Genomic DNA, 20,496 nt, shown 5'->3' with positions numbered 1-20,496 from the left:
TTGGTTCGTTTCAAGGCTTTTTTGCGGCGACTCAGCTTGACACGACCGCGCGCAGGGACAATTCGCGAGTCCGGTTGTGATGCTAAGCTTGCAAGCGTCAATCCCGAGCATTCGCAGAGTTCTGCTCGGTTTCCACAGCCGACAAGGAAAGTGGTCAATCATCGGTTAGCGAAGCGATACTCAGGAGATGAGGGCGGATTTGGAGGTGAAGATGGACAACGGATCGGGGCGAGCGACCCGTGGCAATCTCCAATACCGAACTCCTGCGCCGGATCGAGCAAGATCTCCGTTCTATTTATGCCGAGGTGATCAGACAGCCTCTTCCACAGCGCACTCAGGCAACTTTCGCGCTCATTAATCAGGAGCAGAGGCTCCCTGAACAGTTGCCTCGTTCGCTGACGCTCTGAAGCGCGGCGCTGTTCGCAAGACCAACTTGCCCGTGGTTTCGCCTGACTCCAGAAATCGGTGAGCTTGAGCCACATTTTCCAATGCAAGAGAACGAACCTTTGGCACCCGAATGTCCCCCGCTTCTAACCAGGCGGTGAGATCGTTCACAGCCGCGTGCAACAGGTCGGCACGCGGAAAGAGGAACGACAAATTGAACGCCACGACACCTTTGTTCTCGCTTGTCATCGACAAAGGATTGAAGCGCGGCATCCTCAGCATTCCAAGGGCCGCCTTGAGGTAGTTGATGCGCCCACCCTGTTTGGGCAGAAAACTATGAAAGCCATAGACCAACAGCTTGCCTGTGGGCTTGAGATGCGCATAGCTTTGCGCCAAGGTTTCAGGGCCGTTCGCGTCAAAGATCAAGTCGTAGCCGTCAGGGCAGAGGCGCCTGGTTTCATCCCAAAGCAACTGAGTGGATTTGTCGATTACGGCGTCTGCGCCGAGCTGGCGCACATACTCGACCTTATGGCTTCGTCCCACCACGCCGGTTACGTGCAGATTGTGCAACTTGCAGAGTTGGATGAGCGCCGAGCCCACTCCGCCGCCGGCCGAATGCACGAGCACCCTCATGCCGGGCCGGATCACCACATTCTGGAGCAAGCCATGATACGCGGTCAGGTGGACGGCCAGGAAACCAGCCGCTGCCTCAAAGTCAAGAGCCTGAGGCTTAAGCCACACCAGATCTGCTGGGGCACAGACGTGCGTGGAATAGCCGTTGAAGAGAGTGACTCCAAACACCGGGTCGCCGGGCTTCACATGCTCGACCTCACGGCCAACGTCTTCCACCCAGCCTGAATATTCGAATCCGGGCGTGATCGGCCAGCCCACAAACCGACGCGCGGACTCGTACACGCCCCAACGAACACAGATGTCAGCATAGTTCACCCCCACTGCCTCGGTGCGGATCAAAACCTGTCCCTTGCCAGGTTCGGGCAAGGGATGTGTTTCGAGCTTCAGCTGCTCGTATCCGCCGGCTTTGCGAATAACCACTTTATGCATGGATCCTGAAGGCATCGCTGGTACGCCTCCAGCTTCGACCTGAAACGTCTGCACTGTCACTGAAGTCCCCTCTTATGAGCGCCGGCGTAAGGCCCCGACAATCGGCCCCATGGGCATGAGCGTGTCCATCCTCTCCAATGAAGGGGCATAGAGGCTGGAGACACTTCCATCCAAGAACAGGGCATTGGGACAACCTAGCTCGTCCCGGAACAAGCGAGCGAATGTGCTGAACGTGACTGGGTCTTCTGAAATCGCGAACACGACCGTGTCCTGGCCTTTCACGCCGACGCCATTCCGGATCTTGCGGGAGGTGCTTTGTTCTGAGAACTGAGGGTGGATCTTCCCGTCGATGACGAGCATTGGGCCCGATTGCGTCGCGAAATCGGGCCTGATTCTCCGCTTCAGATAGGTTCCGGTCTCAAGCACGCCGGCCTGACGGCCTTTGACATAAAAGATGCCGTTGGGCTTGAGGTGGAAGTTCCCAGGGCCGTTCCTTGTGTTGGCCGCCTTCAACTCCTTTCCATTCTCAACGTAAAGCCCTACGGGCGAGCGGTCCTCATGGTACATGCCTGCATTCATGGCGACAGCAAGGCGTGAACCCTCCGGCGTCCCTCTCAACCGATCGAACGAGCCAAGAACCTCCCCGTCCGGCCCACGCCAGAACAGTCTCACCTCGTATCGTTGCAGATCCACCGTGCAGACCACGAAGGTGCTGTCAGCATATTGGACTGGCCGACACGGATCGCTAGCGGCCTGAGCCACGGGTCGTCCGGCAGGCAGACCAAGGGACATGAGGGTCCCGGACACCAGGATGATTGCCCGGGAGAGCGAGCGGCCGAGATTGGAGCTGATAGCTATCATTTGCAGCTTAGGTCCTTTCAGCGGGCGAGATACCGTTCCCGAAGGTGAGTGCGGAAGACATCCGCCGAGAGCGGTCGTCCGGTTGCACCCATCAGAAGCTCATCGGTCGTCACCAAACTGCCCTTGGAATGGACATTTGAACGCAGCCATCCGCGAAGGGGTCCGAAATCCCCAGAGGTCAGCCCAGGAAGAATGCTGGAATCTGCATGGCAGGCAGCTTCGAAGAGTTGGGCTGCCGTCACGGCGCCAAGCGTGTAGGTCGGAAAATAGCCCCACGCGCCACCAGGCCAGTGGATATCCTGCAAGCATCCCAGGCTGTCATTAGGCACTGTGAGACCGAGAAGCTTTTTGACCTCCTCATTGAACGCTGAGGGCAGGTCGTCAATCTGAAGAACGCCGGCAATGAGCGCCTTCTCGAGTTTGTAGCGAACCAGGATGTGGGCCGGATAGGTGATCTCGTCGGCATCCACGCGGATGAAGCCCGGCTCCACTCTGGTTAGGATTCGGTGGAGGTTTTCCGGGTTCCAGGCTAGCCCCTCACCCTGGAAAGTCTCCCGTACGAGGGGAGCAAGATATGTGACGAACTCCCAGCTCCGGCAGGCCTGCATCTCGATGAGCAGCGATTGGCTCTCGTGCAGGCTCATGCCGCGCGCGAGCCCAACCGGCTGGCGATGCCAATCCTCGGGGCGGCCCTGCTCATAGAGCGCATGCCCGGTCTCATGGAGCACTCCCATGAGCGCGTTCATGAAGTTCGCCTCGTCGTACCGGGTGGTGATCCTGACATCACCCGTGGATCCACCGCAGAAGGGATGCAGGCTCACATCGAGCCGCCCCCGGTTGAAATCGAACCCAACGGCCTGCATCAACTGCTCGCCGATGCGTCGCTGATCGTCGACAGGGAAGGGGCCGTTGAGCGGCTGAATGGCAGGAAAGCCCTTCTGGCGCTCCTGTGCCTCCTGGATCAGGTCCGGCAGTTCGGCGCCGAGTTCGGCAAACAGGGGGTCAATGGCGGCTTGGCGGAGACCCGGGTCGTAACTATCGAGGAGAGCATCGTAGGGGGAAAGCCCCAACGCCTCGCCCTTGGCTTGGCCGATCTGCCGCTGGAGGGCGAGGACCTGGGACAGGTGCGGCAGAAGCAGGGCGAAATCGCCATTCTGCCGGGCTTCGGGCCACACCAATTCCGCCCGGGATACAGCCCTGGAGCTGGCCTCGACGAGATCGGCCGGAACCGCAGCCGCATGGAGGTAGACCCGCCGCATCTCGCGTAAGTTGGCGCGTTGCCAATCGTCGAGCTGATCGCTGTCTTGGCCTGCTTGGCCCAGGAGGTCGCCTGTATCGGGTGCGGTGAGAAGCTCATGAGCGATGCCCTTGAGCGTCGCGAGTTGGTTGGAGCGACTATCGGCGGCGCCCTCCGGCATCAGGGTCTCGGCATCCCATTGCAGAATGCCGACCGCATCCGCGATTGAGCTGATGCGGGCAAAGCGATCTTCCAGCGTCTTGTAGGTTTCCATGTGGGCGTGAACCCCGTTCTTGGGTTGAGGTGTGAACCCGCAGCCGTTCCCGATGATGCATCGGTTGAATTTGAGCCTGCCTCTGAGGCCCTGTCCTAGCCTTATCCCGGGTGCTTGTGGATCGGGTCGACCCAGTACACCTCCTCCGGCTGTTCCACCGGATCCACATCGGTGATGTTCACGACAACGGCTTCGTTGTCGCTGCGCACCAGAACGCATTCGAGGGGCTCATCCGGGCTGGCGTTGATCTCCTGATGGGGCACGAAGGGTGGCACATAGATGAAATCCCCTGGTCCGGCTTCTGCAACGAACTCCAGCCGCTCGCCCCAGCGCATGCGAGCCTTGCCCCGCACCACATAGATGACGCTCTCCAATTCGCCGTGGTGGTGCACCCCGGTTTTGGCATTCGGCTGGATCGAAACCGTGCCCGCCCAGATTTTCTGCGCGCCCACCCGGGCGTGATTGATGGCAGCTTGGCGAAACATGCCTGGGGTCTGGGCCGTGTTCGGATCGAGGCGGTCGCCCTTGATCACCTGGACGCCGTGGTGCTTCCAGTGCTCGTGCGGATCGTGGACGTTGTCGTGGCTGTGATCTGTCATGGCGCTCTCCGCGACGATATGGCATTTTGTCCTAGCCCTAGATCACGAGCAAGGAGACCGAGGATAAGACGGCGGGTTCAGGCCTTCGGTATGATGTTATTCGCAAAGAGAAGGCCCCGACTGCAGCAGTGCCTCGGCTCGACGAGTGAACCCTGGACCCCTATTTTAATGGGATGGCCGCTCCAGTGTTCCCCTCCAGCCGCTCCTTGCGTGAGCGGGTTGGTGCCTTCCGTCACCTTCCGTCTCTGTTCCGCCTGGTCTGGCAGGCCAGTCCCGCTCTTACAACAGCAAGTCTCGGGCTGCGACTGACGCGGTCAGTCCTGCCCATTCTGGTACTTTTTGTCGGTAAGCTCATCATCGATGAGGTTGTAGCCCAGACACAAATCCCCTCACCAGGGGGAGGCTTTAGCGATTGGTTCGGGAGCGGCCGACTTGATGCTCTCGGCGGGCTGCTCGTTTTGGAGCTGGTCCTCGCAATTGTGGCCGATCTTCTGGGGCGAGCTAGTTCCCTCGTCGACAGCCTCCTGTCCGAGCGCTACAGCAACTTTGCCAGTGTGCGCCTGATGGAGCACGCGACGACGCTGGACCTCGAGCAGTTCGAGAGCAGTGATCAGCAGGACCGATTGGAGCGGGCCCGCCGTCAGGTCACCGGGAGAACCACCCTCCTGACCCAGATCTTCGGCCAAGTCCAGGACGTGCTCACGGTCCTGTCGCTCGCTGCCGGCCTGCTCGCCTATGCGCCTTGGCTCATCGTCCTAATCATCCTTGCGCTTTTGCCAGCCTTCGTCGGCGAGGTGCATTTCAACGCTCAGGGCTATCGGCTCAACTACTTCCGCACGCCGGAACGACGCCAACTCGATTACATCCGCTACCTGGGTTCAAGCGTCGAGACTGCGAAGGAAATCAAGCTCTTTGGTCTCAACTGTTTCCTGGTCGATCGATTTAGAGCCTTCGCAGATCGGATGTACGCGGACAACCAGCGGCTTGCGATCCGCAGGGCCGCATGGGGTACGCTCTTTGCCGCACTTGCGTCTTGCGCCTATTACCTGGCCTACGCTCTGATCGTGTGGCGAACTGTCCGGGGCGACTTTAGCATCGGTGACCTGACGTTCCTGTCCGGCTCTTTCCTGCGCCTGCGAGGGTTGCTTGAAGGATTGCTTCTTGGCTTTTCCCAGATCGCCGGGCAGGCGCTGTACCTGGAGGATCTGTTCTCCTTCTTCGATGTCCGTCCAAGCATCACGTCACCGCCAATTCCTCGACCATTCCCGCAGCCGCTGGTGTCGGGGATCGTGTTTGAAAATGTGGGCTTCCGGTATCCAGATTCCGATCGCTGGGCGGTCCGGCACCTGAGCTTAACGCTGACGGCTGGTGAGGTTGTGGCTCTGGTGGGGGAGAACGGGGCCGGCAAGACCACGGTCGTGAAGCTCCTTGCCCGGCTCTACGATCCGACAGAGGGACGGATCCTTCTCGATGGCCATGACCTGCGTGAATATGATCTGGCCGACCTGCGACGCCACGTCGGCGTCATCTTTCAGGACTTTGTGCGGTTTCACTTCACGGCGGGTGAGAACATCGGAGCAGGCCGCATTGAGGCCACCGATGATCGCAGTCGGATTCAGCAGGCGGCCGAGCGCAGTCTCGCCGATTGCATTATTCGACGCCTGCCTCAGGGCTATGACCAGCCGCTTGGCAAGCGGTTCCACGAGGGCGCGGACCTCTCCGGGGGCGAATGGCAGAAGATCGCGATCGCCCGGGCTTACATGCGGGATGCGGAGGTGCTCATCCTGGACGAGCCAACCGCCGCTCTCGACGCCCGCTCCGAGTATGAGGTTTTCCAGCGGTTTCGGGATCTTAGCGCGGGCAGAACCGCCATTCTCATCTCGCACCGCTTCTCGACCGTACGGATGGCCGACCGCATCCTCGTTCTCGAGAATGGGCAGGTTGCGGAGGCTGGCTCCCACGAAGAGCTTGTTGCATCAGGCGGGCGCTACGCCGAACTCTTCGAATTACAGGCTTCTGGTTATCGATGAAGGGATCATGGCACCATGAGATCTGGCTGGCCTCACGTGTTATTTTGCACAGGCGCCGCCCTAAACCCTGTCGCCGCATCTCTGATTGGTAACCGCCGCGCTGACGCCGCAAGGTCTGCTGTGGATGCTCGACTGGGGGCAGGCGATAATGCAGCCTTGAGAGCAGCCAGCCCAAGGATGCTTTGATCCGTGCCAATCCCTCCTTCGTCAGCGGTCCAATCCTGAGAAGATTGTGCCCTCCAAATGAAACCCGCTTTGAAAAGATGAGACGCACATAGCCAGTGCCCTGGAGCGGGAGGACATAGAGGCCGTCTGACCCTCCCGCCAGAAAGCAGCGCAACCCGACGTAGAGGCTTTCCTCGTATCCTTTGATCGCTCGGCGGGTCGCTGGGTGGATGACAAGCGTCATCTGCTTGCTCTCACAGACCTCTTCAACGGCTTCAAAGCTCAACACGACTGAACCTCCGAACGGCCAAGCAGCCCACGGGGGCAACGTCGCTCCCGAGGATCCTGTTCTCTCCAGGTTCACCTATCCATAAGGGGTGGCTTGCAGCCCTCCCGACCGCGTGATTATTTCCGTTTAGCACTCTGATGCGTCGAGTGCTAATATTGCTGACCCGCGCAGACGAGTGCCCCATTTAAGAAACAACATGAGGCACCAGGGGTGGGCAGGATGAGCTTCGAGCAGATCGAGGCGCAGGGCTTGGAGGCCTAGCTGGCGGGCTTGCGCGAGGAACTGGTCTCGAAGACCGATCGGGCCGATCCGGTGCGGCCGATGACAATCCCGAAGCCGGGTGACGGCGAGCGAGTGCTCGGCATTCCGACCCTTCGGGATCGGGTCGTGCAAACCACCGAAAAACTCGTGCTGGAGCCGATCTTCGAGGACAATGCCAACGGCTATCGCCCCGCGCGTGGGGCGATGGGTGCGGTCAAGGAAGTGCACCGGCTGATCTGCCGGGGCTGAACCGATGTGGTTGATGCTAACTTGTGCCTCTCCTTCGATACGAACCCGCACCGCGAACTCCTGCAATCGGTGGCGCGTCGGAGCGCAGATAGTTCCGCGCTGCGGCTGATCAGGCTGTGGCTGAAGGCACGAATCGAGGAACGGGGGTGGGAAACGGAGCGTTGCCGCATGGCCCAAGCTACCGCGCCCATCCTCGACTCTACGGAGCCTGCCGAAAGCGGAACTTCCGCAGTCCTAGGGTAAGCTGACCTTCAAAAACCCACGTCTAATGGCTTAGTTTGACCCGTTGCGGACTTCCCGGCTTTTCTTTCCCGGAACGGCTTTTTATGGCAGTGGCAGCACTGACTGCATCAATGATGCCCGTACCCACCGATCCCACTCCGCCAAAGAGGACGATCGTCATGCAAGCCTTGGATCCACTCGACCACATCGCCATCAACGACGTCCTCTGCCGCTTCTTCCTAGCCTTCGACGAGAGGGACTGGGCAGCCATGGAAGCCTGCCTCGCAACGGAGGTCTTCATTGACTATGCCTCGTCCGGGCGGGAACCACCCAACACCATGAACGGCGCCGAGTTCGTCCAGCGCCGGCGGAATGCGGTTGATACCCTTGCCAAGCATCACAGCTTCTCCAACCTGCTGCTGTCGAACGAACCGGAGGGCGTGCGGGGGCGCTGCAACTATCTGATCCTGAGGTTCGACCGCGACTTCAAGGGGGAGGGTGAGGACTTCTACCATTCATGCGGAGCCTACGAGTTCCGGTTCGGCAAGGCTGAGGGCCTGTGGAAGATCTCCAGCATTACACAACGGGCGCTGCGGAGCTGGGGCAACCGGCAACTGCATGGCGGCACGCGCATGGCCGTCGGGTAACACGCGAAGGCCTGACCACTCAACCCGCAAGGACTGCCGACATGTTCCAGGAGGACGGCCGCTCACCGTGGGGTCATGTCGACAAGCGAGCGGCTCCAGTCGGCAATGAACCGCCTGCGCCTCTCCTCATCCTGAACCGCGAGCAGCGCTGGGCCGATCGCGATCGGACGGGCGATGCCTGCGCGTACGATGGAGGCTGCGCCCTTGATGCCGGCAGGGGCCTCTCCGGCGAAGCCGAAGAAGAAGGCCTCGCGCTGTGCCAGTGCCTGGCCCCGAGCTGACAGAAGGTAGTTCACGAAACGGGCTCCCGCGGCGGCATTGCCTGCGCCAACGGGGATCATCGCCCCCCGGCTGAGCACAAGAGTGTAGTCTGCGGGCATCACCAGTCCGAGTCTGGCTCCGGAACGGACACGGGCATAGGCATAGGACGCCAGCATGTTGTAGCCGATGAGGATGCGGCCTGCCTCGATTTCGTCGAGGATTTCGCCCGTGCAGCAGCGTACGACCGTGTGGGCGCGCCCCAGGCTTTCGAGGAGCCGGCCATAGGTGGTGGTCGTCTGCTGCGAGTCGTTAAAGGCCAGCAGATAGCCGATGCCCGACTGACGGATGTCATAGGTGCCGACGCGGCCTTGGTAAGTGTCAGGCTTCAACCGCAGAAGGTCGGCGATCTCAAGATGTGTTTTCGGGACATCCTCGACGGGGACCCTGTCCCTATTGTAGACGAACGCCACGGGTTCGAAGGTAAATCCGAACACCTCGTCCCGCCAGTTGGCCCAGCGTGGAACCGTCTGGGTTTCCGGTGAGCGGACACTGCCTGCGCAGCCGTCATTGGCGAGTTTCACCAGTTGGTCGACGCCCGAGGACAGCAGCACGTCGCCCAAGGCTTGGCCATCCCGACAGGCCTTGGACGCCGCGGCGAAGAGATCGTTCGTGACGTACTCCACGAACACAACTCGGGTGTTGGGGTTCAGGAGCTGGAAGTCGCGGATCAGTGGCTCCATGGCCGGACGGTCGGTGGCGGCGTGGATCGACAAGACCTCCTGCTCGGCCTGCAAGGCCGGGAATGTCGGGGTCGGAATACCTTGAGCAAGGCCAGCTAGAGGTCGGACCGCAGCCCATAACAGACAAAGGCACAGAACCACGGGCCGACACGGCAGTCTCCTTGGGCGGGTCATAATTTGGGTCCAATCCTGCTCGGCAGGCTCATGATGATGGCAAAGCCGTTCCCGTCGGCATGGCGGAAGGTCAGACGTCCGCCATGTGCAGCCAGCACGTCCGCGGCAATCGATAACCCGAGCCCGGATCCGCCCGGCGAAGGTGCGCCGAACCGCTCCGTCACCTGCGGCCACAGCTCAGGCGGGATGCCAGGGCCATCATCCTCCACCTCGATGTCCACGGTCTGGGATTGCCGGCGCACCCGAAGCGTGAGCTGCGTCGGTGCGCCGTGGCGAACCGCATTGTCCACCACGTTCTTCACGGCTTCCTTGAGACTGATCGCATCGCCTTCAATCGTCACCGGATCCGGAGGCAGTTCCAGGGAAGTCAGGACGTCGCGGTCCAGTGTTTCCGGCACCGCCTCGCGGATGGCACGCCGGACGACCTCAACCACATCGACGATCTCCAACGGAACGGCTCCCGCACGATGATTGACCATGGCATGGCTAAGCAACTGGCTTGCGAGACGGGACAACTGGTCGACACGCTCCTGCACGCGTGCGAGGTGTTGCAGCCTCTGGGGCTCCATCGTCTGACGCGACAGAAGCTGAAGCTGCGCTTTCAGGGCTGTCAGGGGCGTGCGGATCTGGTGGGCGGCATCGGCAATGAACTGCTGCATCAGATCCATCCGGCTCTTCAGCCGCGTGATGAACTCGTTCGTGGCGGATACAAACGGGCGCAGCTCACGGGGGGTGCTGACGGTGATTAGCGTCACGTCATGGGGGTCCCGGTCCCGAAGCGCCGCTCCGACGCGTCCAATCGGTCTGAGAGCATACCGGATTGCAAAGACGGCACCGCCGAGGGCCAAGGCGCTCATGACGATGATGAGCGCCACCGCGCGCAAGGTCAGCTCCCGGGCCAAAGCCGTCCGCGCCTCAGTGGTTTGGGCCACGACCACATCAACCCGTCCCTGGACGGATGGGTCGGAGAAGAAGCGTCCGACCTTCGTGACGCGGACATTGACTCCCTTGAACCGCCCGTCCTTGGCTTCGGGATTGGCCATCGCGGGGGCATCGCTCTCCGGCGTCGTGAGATCGGGGTAGCCGGTCAACGTGCGCCCGCCAGGATCGACGATCTTGTAGAAGATCCGGTCACGCTCCGAATTCGCCAGCAACTCGAAGGCCGACACCGGAAGTTCAACGGTCAGCGTTCCGCCCTGCACGGTGAGCGCTTCCGCCATCTGGTAAGCGGCACCTACCAATAAACGGTCATAGGCGTTGTTTGCAGCCGCACGGGCGTAATACCAGGCTGCCGTTGTCAGGGCAGCGGCCCCCACCATCAGCACCAGCGAGATGAGGACGATCAGGCGGGTGAACAGGGATGGTTCACGACGGGCCATGGGGAACCATCTGATAGCCGAAGCCCCGGACCGTCACGATCTCGGCGCGTGCGCCGTGGAGCTTCTTGCGCAAGCGGCCGATATAAAGCTCAACTGCATTGAAGGAAGGGGCTTCCTCGTCGAAGCCGAAGACTTGGTCCAGCAAATCCTCCTTGCTGAAGACCCGGCCGGGACGGGAGGCCAGGATCTCGAGCAGGGTCACCTCACGGCGGGTCAGATGCACCTCGCGCTGGCCGACCCGCACGGCACGGGCCGACCTGTCAATGCAGATGTCACCGCATTCGAGCAGGTTCGTGGCTTCGCCATGCCGGCGGCGCAGCAGGGCTCGGGCCCGGGCTTCCAGTTCACGGAAATCGAAAGGCTTCACGAGGTAGTCATCGGCACCGATATCGAGAGCGCTTACTCGGTCCTCGACCTCGGACCGGGCGGTGAGCATCACGACCGGGGTCGTGCTTCCGGAGGCTCGAAGGCGTTGCAGGATCGAAAATCCGCTCTGGCTTGGCAGCATCACGTCCAGGATGATCAGATCGTACGTTGTATCATCGAGTGTGATTGCGGCTGCACCCCCGTCGGTTTCCCAATCCACGACGTGACCAATCCGGGCGAAGTGCTCGACAATCGCCTCCCCGACGTCGCGGGTATCCTCAACCAGAAAGATGCGCATGCCTTCCGTCACCTCGGATGACAGGTGAATGACAGGTTCCGACCCTACGTTACCCCATAAGCTCGGGCCACACTGAGTGTAAGACCAATATTGTAACGGGACGAAACGATGAGGATGCGCCTCCTCCTGGCACTTGCATGCGGCTCGATCAATCCTTGGTCGAGCGTCGCGGCACCTGCCCGTGCGCACCAGATCCCATCATCCGGGTCCGAAAGCTACTCGGTTCGAGCCGTTCCGAACATCATGCATCTGTAATGGAACAAGATTTAAGCTCCTCCATGCCGGAGAGAGTTCAGAGGGGAGACAGGAGATGTCCTTAGATCGCCGCAGCTTCAGCAAAGCCCTCTTGGCCGCCGCCTCGGCCAGCCTCCTACCCGCGTTGCCGGCATGGGCGCAGCAGCTCGGAAGCGTCAAGATCGTCGCTCCCGCCGGCCCTGGAGGTGGATACGATCAGCTCGCCCGCGCGGTACAGGAAGTCCTGATGAGCGAAAAGCTCGTCACGAGCGTCCAGGTCCAGAACGTGCCGGGTGCTGGCGGCACTATCGGTCTGGCCCAGGTCATCAACTCCAAGGAGCGCGACCCATCGCTGATGGTTGCGGGCTTTGGTCTCGTGGGCGCACCGGTGATCAATAAGTCCCCGGTCACTCTTGAGCAGGTGACCCCTATTGCCCGCCTCCAGGGCGAGTATCAGCCATTGTTCGTTGCTGCTGAATCGCCCATCAAGAGCGTCACGGACCTGGTTAACAGGTTCAAGCAGGATCCCGGCTCGGTCACCTGGGGCGGCTTCGCACATGGCTCTCCCGACCACGTTCTGTGCGGCTTGGTCGTGAAGGCCTCCGGCGGTGACGTCAAGAAGATGAACTATATTCCGGTAGGGACCGGCGGCGAGATGCTGCCTCTGGTCATGAATGGGAAGATCACGGTCGCGACGGGCGGACTTAACGAGGTCGCTGGCCAGTTCAAGGCCGGCAAGCTCAGGCCGATCGGCATCTCGTCGCCGGAACGCCTGCCGGGCATCGACATTCCAACCTTCCGTGAGCAGGGCGTTGACGCGACACTGGTCAACTGGCGCGGTCTGATGGCATCTCCTAACGCCAGTGCCGAGGACAAGCAGGCGCTTGAAGCAGCAGTTGCCAAGCTGGTGCAGAGCCCGTCCTGGAAGAAGCTGCTTCAGGAACGGGAGTGGGTTGATCTTTACATGCCCTCCGCACCGTTCGGCGACTTCATCAAGGAAGAGCAGGCCCGTATCACGGCGATCCTCAAAGAACTCGGACTCGGTTAGCAATCGAGTGCCAGCCAATTCGTCTGCATTGGCTAAGGCAGGCCATCTTCGACAGCCGGTTGGATCGATGGATTCTGATGCCTGAAGGATGCCGGCTCAGGTTGTGGCGGCTCCCTTCAGGAGTGCATGGATCATGTGGCTCCGAGGTGAACCTCTGGGCCAGAGCACGCCAAGGTCGCGAACGGGCGCTTCGCCGGGAAAGGGCAGTTTGGCGACCTTGATGCCCTCGGGCCATGGCTTGGACCAGAAGAGGAATGCCTCTCCACTGGGTCGTGCAACCATACCATGCCGCCTTCCAGAGTTTCCGTGGCGGGGTGTTGAAGGAACTGGCCGGCTGCGGGTTTCCCCCCATCGTATTGATCTGCCCAGGGCAGCACCCGCGCCCCGGGCACGGCGACAAACTTCGGGCAGGAAGGCAGGCGCGCCCGCGTGTGCGTTGCGCTCACGGGGCGTCCCCTGCCGTATGCTTCATGACGCGCCGGGGAGCTGCGTGATCAGCTTGTCGAGGGTGATCGGATAGCTCCGCACGCGGACCCCGGTTGCGTTGTAGACCGCGTTGGCGACGGCCGCGCCGACGCCACACAGCCCAAGTTCGCCGACACCTTTCGCCTTCATTGGTGAGGACATCGGATCGACCTCGTCGAGGAAGATCACGTCCTGGTGCGGGATGTCGGCATGGACCGGAACCTCGTAGCCCGCGAGGTCGTGATTGACGAAGAAGCCGCGCCGCGCATCGACGGCGAGCTCCTCCATCAGCGCGCCTCCGACACCCATCGTCATGGCGCCGATCACCTGGCTGCGGGCCGTCTTCGGGTTGAGGATGCGGCCTGCCGCGCACACCGAGAGCATGCGCCGCACGCGCGTCTCGGCGGTCGCGGCGTCAACGGCCACCTCCACGAAGTGGGCCGCAAAGGTCGATTGCTGATGTGTCTTCTTGAGGTCGCCGAACTCGATCGTGTCCTCGACGACGAGTTCACCATCGCTGGCCGCCTGGGCCAGGGACACGCGTCGATCACCCGACCGGACCTCGCCATCTGCAAAGACAGCGTCCTTGGAATTGAACCCAAGTCGCTGCGCGACCGTCTCGCGAAGCTTGACGCAAGCGGCATAGACACCGGCCGTTGCGCTGTTGGCCCCCCACTGGCCGCCAGAACCTGCCGAGGCCGGAAACGCCGAGTCACCGAGGCGAACCGAGATCCTCTCGATCGAGAGACCCATCATCTCGGCGGCGGTCTGGGCGATGATCGTATAGCTGCCAGTCCCGATGTCAGTCATGTCGGTTTCGACCGTGACGACCCCGCGACGGTCCAGCCTCACCCTGGCACCCGACTTCATGGTCAGGTTGTTGCGGAAGCCGGCCGCGACCCCGATGCCTTTGAGCCAGCGCCCGTCCCGCACGGTCCCGGGACGGGCGTCGCGGGCCGCCCAGCCGAAGCGCCCGGCACCGACGCGCAGGCATTCCACGAGCTGGCGATGCGAGAACGGCCGGGCGGGATTGCCCGGGTCGACCTGCGTGTCGTTGATCACCCGGAACTCGATCGGATCAAGGCCGAGCCTCTCGGCCATTTCATCCATGGCGATCTCAAGTGCCATCAGGCCGGGCGCCTCGCCCGGGGCCCGCATGGCGTTGCCCTCGGGCAGGTCGAGCGTCGCAAGACGGTTGCCGGTCAGGCGGTGGGCACCGGCATAGAGCAGCTTGGTCTGATCCACGGCGTTCTCGGGATCACCGTCCGGCAGGTTCCCTGACCAGCCCTCATGCGCGATGGCGGTGATCCTGCCGTCTCGCCCAGCGCCAATTCGGATGCGCTGGATGGTCGCCGGCCGATGGGTGGTGTTGTTCATGAGAAACGGCCTCGGCAGCGCGATCTTCACGGGCCGTCCGGCGGCGCGAGATCCAAGCGCAGCCAGGATCATGTCCGACCGGACGAACAGCTTCGACCCGAACCCGCCGCCAATATAGGGGGAGATCACGCGCACGTTCGCCGGGGGGATCTTGAGTGTCTTCGCGACGTCGCCGACGCTCCAGGCGATCATCTGGTTGGACGTCCAGATCGTCAGCTTGTCGCCGTCCCAGGCGGCCAGGGACGCATGTGGCTCCATCATGGCGTGCGATTGGTCCGGGGTGGTATAGGTTTCATCCAGGCGCACGGCCGCCTCGGCGAAAGCCGTCTCGAACTCACCGACCCTCACGTCGGACTCGGTCGGCCCGAGGCCATCCTTCTCGGCCGTGAGATCGAACCGGCCCTCGGCCTCCTCGTAGGTGACGTGCACGAGCGCCGCGGCGGCGCGGGCCTGTTCGAAGGTCTCGGCCACCACGACGGCAATTGCCTGATGATAATGCTCAATGTCCGGGCCGCCCAGGAGCGTCGCCGTGTTCCGTGATCCCTTGCCGAGCTGGCCAGCCTCCTTGGCCGTCACAATTGTGACCACGCCGGGTGCAGCGCGCGCCTGTGAGAGATCCATCGAGGTGATCCGTCCCTTGGCGATAGTCGATCCGACAGGGTAGCCATAGGCTAGCCTTGCATCGGGATCGTGCCATTCATAAGCATAAGTTGCGGCGCCCGTGACCTTGAGAGGGCCATCGACCCTGTTGACCGGCTGCCCCACGACCTTGAGCTGGTCGATCGGATTTGTTGTCTCCGGCTTGTCGAACTTCATGCCTCAGCTCCTCGCCTCGTCCAGTACGGAGCCGAGCGTACGCTCGACCAAAAGCACCTTAAATGCGTTCTCGTGGGTTGGTGTCGCGCCAGCCAGCAACCCCTCTGCGGCTGCCTTCGCGCCGCGAGGCAGATCAGCCTCGGCGGCCTCAACCCGCCAGGGTTTGTGGGCGATGCCGCCCACCGCTATACGGCCGGTGCCATCCTGCTGAATGACCGAGGCCACTGATACCAGTGCGAAGGCATAGGATGCGCGGTCGCGAACCTTGCGGTAGAGCTGCTTGCCGCCGATGGGCGGGGGCAGCGTGACCGATGTGATGAATTCACCTCGTTCCAGCGCGGTCTCGATATGCGGCGTATCGCCCGGCAGGCGGTGGAACTCGGCGATCGGGATTCGGCGCGTCGTGGCATCGGGCTTCACCGTCTCGACCATTGCGTCGAGGACTCGCATGGCGACCGCCATGTCCGACGGGTTCGTGGCGATGCAGGCCTCGCTCGTGCCGACGATGCCGAGCTGGCGGGAGAATCCGCCGATGGCGGAGCAGCCCGAGCCGGGCTGACGCTTGTTGCAGGGTTGGGCGGTGTCATAGAAGTAGGGGCAGCGGGTGCGTTGGAGCAGATTGCCGCCGGTGGTGGCCCGGTTGCGAAGCTGCCCGGACGCTCCGGCGAGGATCGCTCGCGAGAGCACACTGTAGTCGCGCCGCACCCGCTCGTCGGCGGCGAGGTCGGTGTTGCGCACCAGCGCCCCAACCCGCAATCCGCCCTCAGGTGTGGTCTCGATCGTGTCGAGCCCAAGCCCGTTCACGTCGATCAGGTGGATGGGCGTCTCGATCTCGAGCTTCATCAGGTCGAGCAGATTGGTGCCGCCAGCAATGAACTTCGCACCGGGATTGGCCGCAGCTGCGGCCACCGCCTGGACGGGCGATGCCGCCCGCTCGTACGTAAATGCCCTCATCCCTGCCTCCCGGCGACTTCGGTCATGGCTTCAACGATGTTGGAATAGGCGCCGCAGCGGCAGATGTTGCCGCTCATGCGCTCGCGGATCTCCGCCTCGCTCAAAGTGATTGGTTGCGTGAGGTCTGAGGTGACGTGGCTTGGGATTCCAGCCTTGATCTCACCCAACACCGCGACACCCGAGCAGATCTGGCCCGGCGTGCAGTAGCCGCACTGGTAGCCATCGTGCTTGATGAAAGCCTCCTGCATGGGATGGAGGTTCTCGAGGGTACCGAGACCCTCGATCGTGGTGACCTCCATGCCCTCGTTCATGACCGCGAGGGTGAGGCAGGAGTTGACCCGGCGACCGTCGATGAGAACCGTGCAGGCACCGCACTGACCGTGGTCGCACCCTTTCTTGGACCCGGTCAGGTGCAGATGCTCGCGCAGAGCGTCGAGGAGGGTCGTTCGCGTGTCGATCTCAAGATCGTGGGACTGGCCGTTCACGGTCAGTGATACCTTTATCAAGGCAGGCGCTCCGGCTGGGGATGATTGGGCTTGAACACCAGCAGGGATCGCAGTCAGGGCCGCCAAAGTGCCACCGCCAACCATCAGGCCGCGTCGGTTGAGTTCCAGGTCATGAGGGATCGGCATGCTGGTCGATGCTCCTTCCATTCAGGGTCTGATGGCATGTCCCGGGCGTATCCGCCGCTTGGTTCGAGGACACACAGATTGGGCTCAACTGGAACGAGTCTAGGGTAGGGGCGGGCGAAAGATTATGCCCTAAAGCTGCATGCACTTATGTTCAGGGCTTATGAATGGCCTATGAGACTGGCGGGAAGTCGTTGAATTCCGTCACAAAGCCTGACCAGTCCTGGCCCGCCCGGGTATTGGAATTGACCCGGGCTGGAGGTGTCACGATGTTGTGACGCCGCGGTAGGCGTCGACGACTTGGGACAAGGCTGAGAGGGCAAGCGTCGCGGGTTCGCGGGCCGACGGGATCAGGCCGAGCGGTGAGACGATGCGCTCCAGAGCCTCCTGCCGAACACCCCGGCTCCGAAGGGTATCAAGGCGGGCGGCATGGGTCCGGCGGCTTCCCATAGCGTCGATGAAGAAGGCAGGCTGGGACGGTACCCTTTCCATCAACAAGGGATCCCAGGCGTGGTCGTGGAACAGGAAAATGGCCGCGCTCCATGGATCGGCAACGAACTCCGTCACGGCGCTGGGCGTCGTGAGTGGTAGGTTGCATAGCCCAAGACCGTCCGCATAGGCCAGCGTCTGCCCATTGAGCGACAGTACCGTGATGTTGGCTCCAAAGGCACGACCCAGTTGCGCCAGCATCATGGCCTCGGCACCCTCTCCCAGGATCATGAGCCCCAAAGGGGGCGCGTGCCAGGAAACAATAGCGTCGTCGTGCCATCCCGTTGTCCGAACGCGCGGATCGCCGACGACGGCCAAGCTCCCTGTCTCCGGCTGAATGAGGGTGATCGGGCGCCGCGCTTCCAGGAGTGCCGCTATGTGGGATATCAGGTAGCCTTTGGGTTCAGTGCCCTTGTTCTGGTGATCGGCGCCTCCGCCGCGGGTCTTTGTGCCTACCGGGTTCGATTAGATATCGCGGGACGGAGCCCATCAATGGAGGAGTGCCTGCCTTGACGGAGAAAGCGTTCCTGCCGCTTCGCGAAATGGAGGAGTCTGTCGCATGCGAAACCTACTCTGCCGAACAGCCGCCGATCGACTAAGAAGCTGGGGCTTCAGCGCGACTTCATTGCTACCCTATTCAGCCCAGTCGCGGAACCTGCGTCCTTGTCCGCACTGCATTTGGCTTACGTCAGGAGTTGCAATGGAACCGGTTTTCTTTGGACAAGTCCGTAGAATGCCAAACAGCAGACTTGCTGCCAGCAGCGTGCTATACTCCGCTCCTGTCACGTGGGAGTCGAGCTATGCGCCTTGTGGTCGCTCTTACTTTGCTCGTTAGTCCATCCATGAGCTCCGCAACAGATTGGGCAAGCCCACCGACCTCCTTGAGCAGGACGTGCAGCGCTTCATCGCAAGTTGAAATCGGTGACTGTATCGCGCAGGCGTACAAGAAGGCCGATGCTGCATTGAATGAGGTCTGGAAGAAGGCGCTTGCCACCATTCAGCCAACGGACGGCTTCTCTCCCGAGAAAGCTCAGGAATGGCGAGACGATCTTATCGCCGCGCAGCGCGCCTGGAACACCTTCAAGGATAAGGACTGCAGCGGGGCGCGCAGTTTCGAGATTCTGGGCGGCTCCGGCACGAGCATCGCGGTTATCAGCTGCCTCTACGAGTACACGGTAACTCGCACGAAGGACCTCGAAGAGCGCTATCTTCAGTAATAGCAAATGTGACGAACAGACAACGTGGGCATCATCTCATCTGCACACGACGCTGCGCTGCTCGGCCGTGTGCAGAGCCAAGGAGATTGCCACTAACGAGCAGTCCGGTGGCGATCTCGACCCGCACCAGTAGGCTCTCGCCCACGGCGCTCAAGCGGCTTACTGCATCGACAAACGCCAAGCCTGTCCGCACCGGCTGCTCGGCCGCGACCTCCTAGTCCTGCGGGCTCCTGTCCCGGACCCGGAACCTGAGATGGATGAGGAGATCAACGACCTCCACATTGAGGACGCTGTCATCCGTGACTTGGCCCGTTCGCTGCAACCACGGCAGCGGTGATGGATTGCGCTGTGTCCTGGCGGCCAGCTGCGTGAGCCTCGTACTCACCACAACCAGCATCACAGCAACTGCGGCTCCCCTCTCATAACAAATCGTATCAACCTGCTCCCAACGAAGCCTCTGATGCGCCCTCGAACCGTTTCATGGCGAACAGCGAAAGATCGAGTTTGCTGCTCCCCGTCGTTGCGAGGTCGGCCAGTGCCTCTCCAATGACGCTAGCGAACTTAAATCCGTGCCCTGAGCAGGGAGATGCCACCACGACCTCCGGTGCCCCTGGAAGGATGTCAATCACGAAGTGCTCGTCAGGTGTGTTAGTGAACAGGCAGGTGGCGAGCCGCAGCGTCGGTCCATCGGCATCGGGGAACATGTGCCGGATGCCCTTGCGAAGCGCCTCTTCGTCAGCAGGCGTCGGCTCTCGGGACAGCTCGTCGGCATGGCCGGTTTCGTGGAAGTGGTGGTAGAGCCCGATCTTGAACCCTGGGATGCCCCAGGTTGGGAACTGGTAGAAGTGACCGACCTCAGACTCGATGTTTGAAACCGGGAAGACGTCTGGTCGAAAAAACTCCGGCTTCCGGGGCAGGAACCAGCCCAGGACTTGGCGCTCCGGCACAGCCGTGCTCCTGAGAGCGGGAATGAGATCGGAAATCCAGCCGCCTGCGGAGACCACCACCTGTCCGGCTTCATAGCGGTCTTGATCCGTCACGATCAGCACCCGCCCGTTGGCGGGCTCGATAGTGACGACCTTCTCCCGTCCGTGGAGTTCGGCTCCGGCAGAGACAGCCAGGGATGCATGCGCCAGGATGGCGCGCTCCGATGCCACGAACCCTGCCTCCGGCTGGAAGACGACGGCATAGTGGTCCGGGAGCTTATAACCGGGGAACCGTCGTGCGGTTTCACGAGCAGTGAAGACTTCATGCGCAAGATCATGCTCCCGGCATGCCGTCAGTGCCCCTTGAACGATCCGGCTGTCTTGCGTCCCCGCATCGATGCCACCCGTGATGAACAGCAGTTGCTCACGGGTCTGCTGCTCGGCTTCCCGCCATAGCTCGTAGGCACGGCGGAGGAGCGGGACGTAGTTGGGATGCTCAAAGTAGGCGAGGCGAATGATCCTGTTCAGCCCATGGGAGGAGCCCATGCTGTGCCCCAGGTCAAACCGGTCAATGCCCAACACCCTCTGGCCGCGGCGAGCCAAGTGCCAGAGGGTGGCAGACCCCATGCCGCCTATGCCGATCACGATGGTGTCGAATGATTTCATAGTGAGATGCCCCATGAACGATGGACAGATGGCAAAGCCAGCTTACCGGTTGGGGCTCACAGGGCAACGGTCATGTGCGATGTTGCGATGGACAATAGGTCGATCTGCATGACGTCCAGGAAATCGCCTTCGACAAGGGCACGATCGACTATATTCCTGCGGATCGGGATGAAGAAG

17 protein-coding genes are annotated in these 20,496 nt (G+C 61.8%); 5 read left to right on the top strand and 12 right to left on the bottom strand.

Annotated elements, in window-relative coordinates; all coding sequences use genetic code 11:
- Positions 1 to 354: 354 nt before the first annotated feature.
- The 4 genes from HPT29_RS23025 to HPT29_RS23010 all read right to left on the bottom strand — a co-directional run bounded on the left by HPT29_RS23025 (position 355) and on the right by HPT29_RS23010 (position 4,417).
- Positions 355 to 1,506 (bottom strand): synaptic vesicle VAT-1 family membrane protein, encoded by a 1,152-nt coding sequence (locus HPT29_RS23025; RefSeq protein WP_259060301.1) that lies wholly within the window; start codon positions 1,504 to 1,506, stop codon positions 355 to 357.
- A 12-nt stretch (positions 1,507 to 1,518) separates the two neighbouring features.
- Complete coding sequence (locus tag HPT29_RS23020; RefSeq protein WP_247654217.1) at positions 1,519 to 2,238, bottom strand: phosphodiester glycosidase family protein; 720 nt, start codon at positions 2,236 to 2,238, stop codon at positions 1,519 to 1,521.
- A gap of 86 nt (positions 2,239 to 2,324) precedes the next feature.
- The gene (locus HPT29_RS23015; protein WP_173945876.1) at positions 2,325 to 3,818 is read right to left on the bottom strand and encodes a carboxypeptidase M32; all 1,494 of its coding nucleotides are present in this window, start codon (positions 3,816 to 3,818) and stop codon (positions 2,325 to 2,327) included.
- Between the two features lie 101 nt (positions 3,819 to 3,919).
- A complete protein-coding gene (locus HPT29_RS23010) occupies positions 3,920 to 4,417 on the bottom strand; it encodes a cupin domain-containing protein (protein WP_173945877.1) in 498 nt (165 codons plus the stop codon).
- Between the two features lie 173 nt (positions 4,418 to 4,590).
- Here HPT29_RS23010 and HPT29_RS23005 point away from each other — a divergent pair, with 173 nt between their 5' ends.
- From HPT29_RS23005 to HPT29_RS22995, 3 genes are all read left to right on the top strand, one after another.
- Positions 4,591 to 6,447 carry an ABC transporter ATP-binding protein gene (locus HPT29_RS23005; RefSeq protein WP_173945878.1) on the top strand — a complete coding sequence of 619 codons (1,857 nt, stop codon included), beginning with the start codon at positions 4,591 to 4,593 and terminating at the stop codon, positions 6,445 to 6,447.
- A gap of 724 nt (positions 6,448 to 7,171) precedes the next feature.
- Complete coding sequence (locus HPT29_RS23000) at positions 7,172 to 7,411, top strand: hypothetical protein (RefSeq protein WP_173945879.1); 240 nt, start codon at positions 7,172 to 7,174, stop codon at positions 7,409 to 7,411.
- A gap of 401 nt (positions 7,412 to 7,812) precedes the next feature.
- Complete coding sequence (locus HPT29_RS22995; protein ID WP_173945880.1) at positions 7,813 to 8,280, top strand: nuclear transport factor 2 family protein; 468 nt, start codon at positions 7,813 to 7,815, stop codon at positions 8,278 to 8,280.
- A gap of 62 nt (positions 8,281 to 8,342) precedes the next feature.
- On the opposite strand, the gene HPT29_RS22990 is transcribed toward HPT29_RS22995, so the two are convergent.
- From HPT29_RS22990 to HPT29_RS22980, 3 genes are all read right to left on the bottom strand, one after another.
- Positions 8,343 to 9,314: an ABC transporter substrate-binding protein gene (locus HPT29_RS22990; RefSeq protein ID WP_259060300.1), complete on the bottom strand. Its 972-nt coding sequence runs from the start codon at positions 9,312 to 9,314 to the stop codon at positions 8,343 to 8,345.
- A gap of 137 nt (positions 9,315 to 9,451) precedes the next feature.
- Positions 9,452 to 10,834, bottom strand: coding sequence for a sensor histidine kinase (locus HPT29_RS22985; protein ID WP_173945882.1), 1,383 nt, complete (start codon positions 10,832 to 10,834; stop codon positions 9,452 to 9,454).
- On the bottom strand, positions 10,821 to 11,498 hold the full coding sequence (locus HPT29_RS22980) for a response regulator transcription factor (RefSeq protein WP_173945883.1): 678 nt from the start codon (positions 11,496 to 11,498) through the stop codon (positions 10,821 to 10,823). The genes HPT29_RS22985 and HPT29_RS22980 overlap by 14 nt, the downstream gene beginning before the upstream one ends.
- Positions 11,499 to 11,844: 346 nt before the next feature.
- On the opposite strand from HPT29_RS22980, the gene HPT29_RS22975 reads away from it, so the two are divergent.
- A complete protein-coding gene (locus HPT29_RS22975) occupies positions 11,845 to 12,780 on the top strand; it encodes a Bug family tripartite tricarboxylate transporter substrate binding protein (protein WP_259060299.1) in 936 nt (311 codons plus the stop codon).
- A 468-nt stretch (positions 12,781 to 13,248) separates the two neighbouring features.
- Here the strand turns inward: HPT29_RS22975 and paoC are convergent, their stop codons facing one another.
- From paoC to HPT29_RS22955, 4 genes are all read right to left on the bottom strand, one after another.
- A complete protein-coding gene (gene paoC / locus HPT29_RS22970; protein ID WP_173945884.1) occupies positions 13,249 to 15,438 on the bottom strand; it encodes an aldehyde oxidoreductase molybdenum-binding subunit PaoC in 2,190 nt (729 codons plus the stop codon).
- 3 nt (positions 15,439 to 15,441) lie between these two features.
- Positions 15,442 to 16,392: an FAD binding domain-containing protein gene (locus tag HPT29_RS22965; RefSeq protein WP_173945885.1), complete on the bottom strand. Its 951-nt coding sequence runs from the start codon at positions 16,390 to 16,392 to the stop codon at positions 15,442 to 15,444.
- Positions 16,389 to 17,024, bottom strand: a complete 636-nt coding sequence (gene paoA, locus HPT29_RS22960; protein ID WP_173945886.1) for an aldehyde dehydrogenase iron-sulfur subunit PaoA — start codon at positions 17,022 to 17,024, stop codon at positions 16,389 to 16,391. The genes HPT29_RS22965 and paoA overlap by 4 nt, the downstream gene beginning before the upstream one ends.
- Positions 17,025 to 17,285: 261 nt before the next feature.
- A complete protein-coding gene (locus HPT29_RS22955; RefSeq protein WP_173945887.1) occupies positions 17,286 to 17,828 on the bottom strand; it encodes an XdhC family protein in 543 nt (180 codons plus the stop codon).
- 482 nt (positions 17,829 to 18,310) lie between these two features.
- Between HPT29_RS22955 and HPT29_RS22950 the strand changes: the two genes are divergently transcribed.
- Entirely contained in the window at positions 18,311 to 18,727 is a 417-nt protein-coding gene (locus HPT29_RS22950; RefSeq protein WP_173945888.1) for a lysozyme inhibitor LprI family protein, read from the top strand.
- A 434-nt stretch (positions 18,728 to 19,161) separates the two neighbouring features.
- On the opposite strand, the gene solA is transcribed toward HPT29_RS22950, so the two are convergent.
- On the bottom strand, positions 19,162 to 20,298 hold the full coding sequence (gene solA / locus HPT29_RS22945) for an N-methyl-L-tryptophan oxidase (RefSeq protein ID WP_259060298.1): 1,137 nt from the start codon (positions 20,296 to 20,298) through the stop codon (positions 19,162 to 19,164).
- Positions 20,299 to 20,496: the final 198 nt, after the last annotated feature.

The organism is Microvirga terrae (assembly GCF_013307435.2).
GTDB lineage: Bacteria > Pseudomonadota > Alphaproteobacteria > Rhizobiales > Beijerinckiaceae > Microvirga > Microvirga terrae.
Note: the sequence above shows the minus strand (reverse complement) of the source record. Positions and strands in the feature narration are given on the sequence as shown.

Excerpts from the sequence above, each read along its gene's own strand:
- HPT29_RS23015 (WP_173945876.1), bottom strand. The coding sequence starts at position 3,818 with ATGGAAACCTACAAGACGCTGGAAGATCGCTTTGCCCGCATCAGCTCA.
- paoA (WP_173945886.1), bottom strand. The coding sequence starts at position 17,024 with ATGCCGATCCCTCATGACCTGGAACTCAACCGACGCGGCCTGATGGTT.
- HPT29_RS22985 (WP_173945882.1), bottom strand. The coding sequence starts at position 10,834 with ATGGCCCGTCGTGAACCATCCCTGTTCACCCGCCTGATCGTCCTCATC.
- HPT29_RS23005 (WP_173945878.1), top strand. The coding sequence starts at position 4,591 with ATGGCCGCTCCAGTGTTCCCCTCCAGCCGCTCCTTGCGTGAGCGGGTT.
- HPT29_RS22980 (WP_173945883.1), bottom strand. The coding sequence starts at position 11,498 with ATGCGCATCTTTCTGGTTGAGGATACCCGCGACGTCGGGGAGGCGATT.
- HPT29_RS22995 (WP_173945880.1), top strand. The coding sequence starts at position 7,813 with ATGCAAGCCTTGGATCCACTCGACCACATCGCCATCAACGACGTCCTC.
- HPT29_RS23020 (WP_247654217.1), bottom strand. The coding sequence starts at position 2,238 with ATGTCCCTTGGTCTGCCTGCCGGACGACCCGTGGCTCAGGCCGCTAGC.
- HPT29_RS22950 (WP_173945888.1), top strand. The coding sequence starts at position 18,311 with ATGCGCCTTGTGGTCGCTCTTACTTTGCTCGTTAGTCCATCCATGAGC.
- HPT29_RS23010 (WP_173945877.1), bottom strand. The coding sequence starts at position 4,417 with ATGACAGATCACAGCCACGACAACGTCCACGATCCGCACGAGCACTGG.
- paoC (WP_173945884.1), bottom strand. The coding sequence starts at position 15,438 with ATGAAGTTCGACAAGCCGGAGACAACAAATCCGATCGACCAGCTCAAG.
- HPT29_RS22965 (WP_173945885.1), bottom strand. The coding sequence starts at position 16,392 with ATGAGGGCATTTACGTACGAGCGGGCGGCATCGCCCGTCCAGGCGGTG.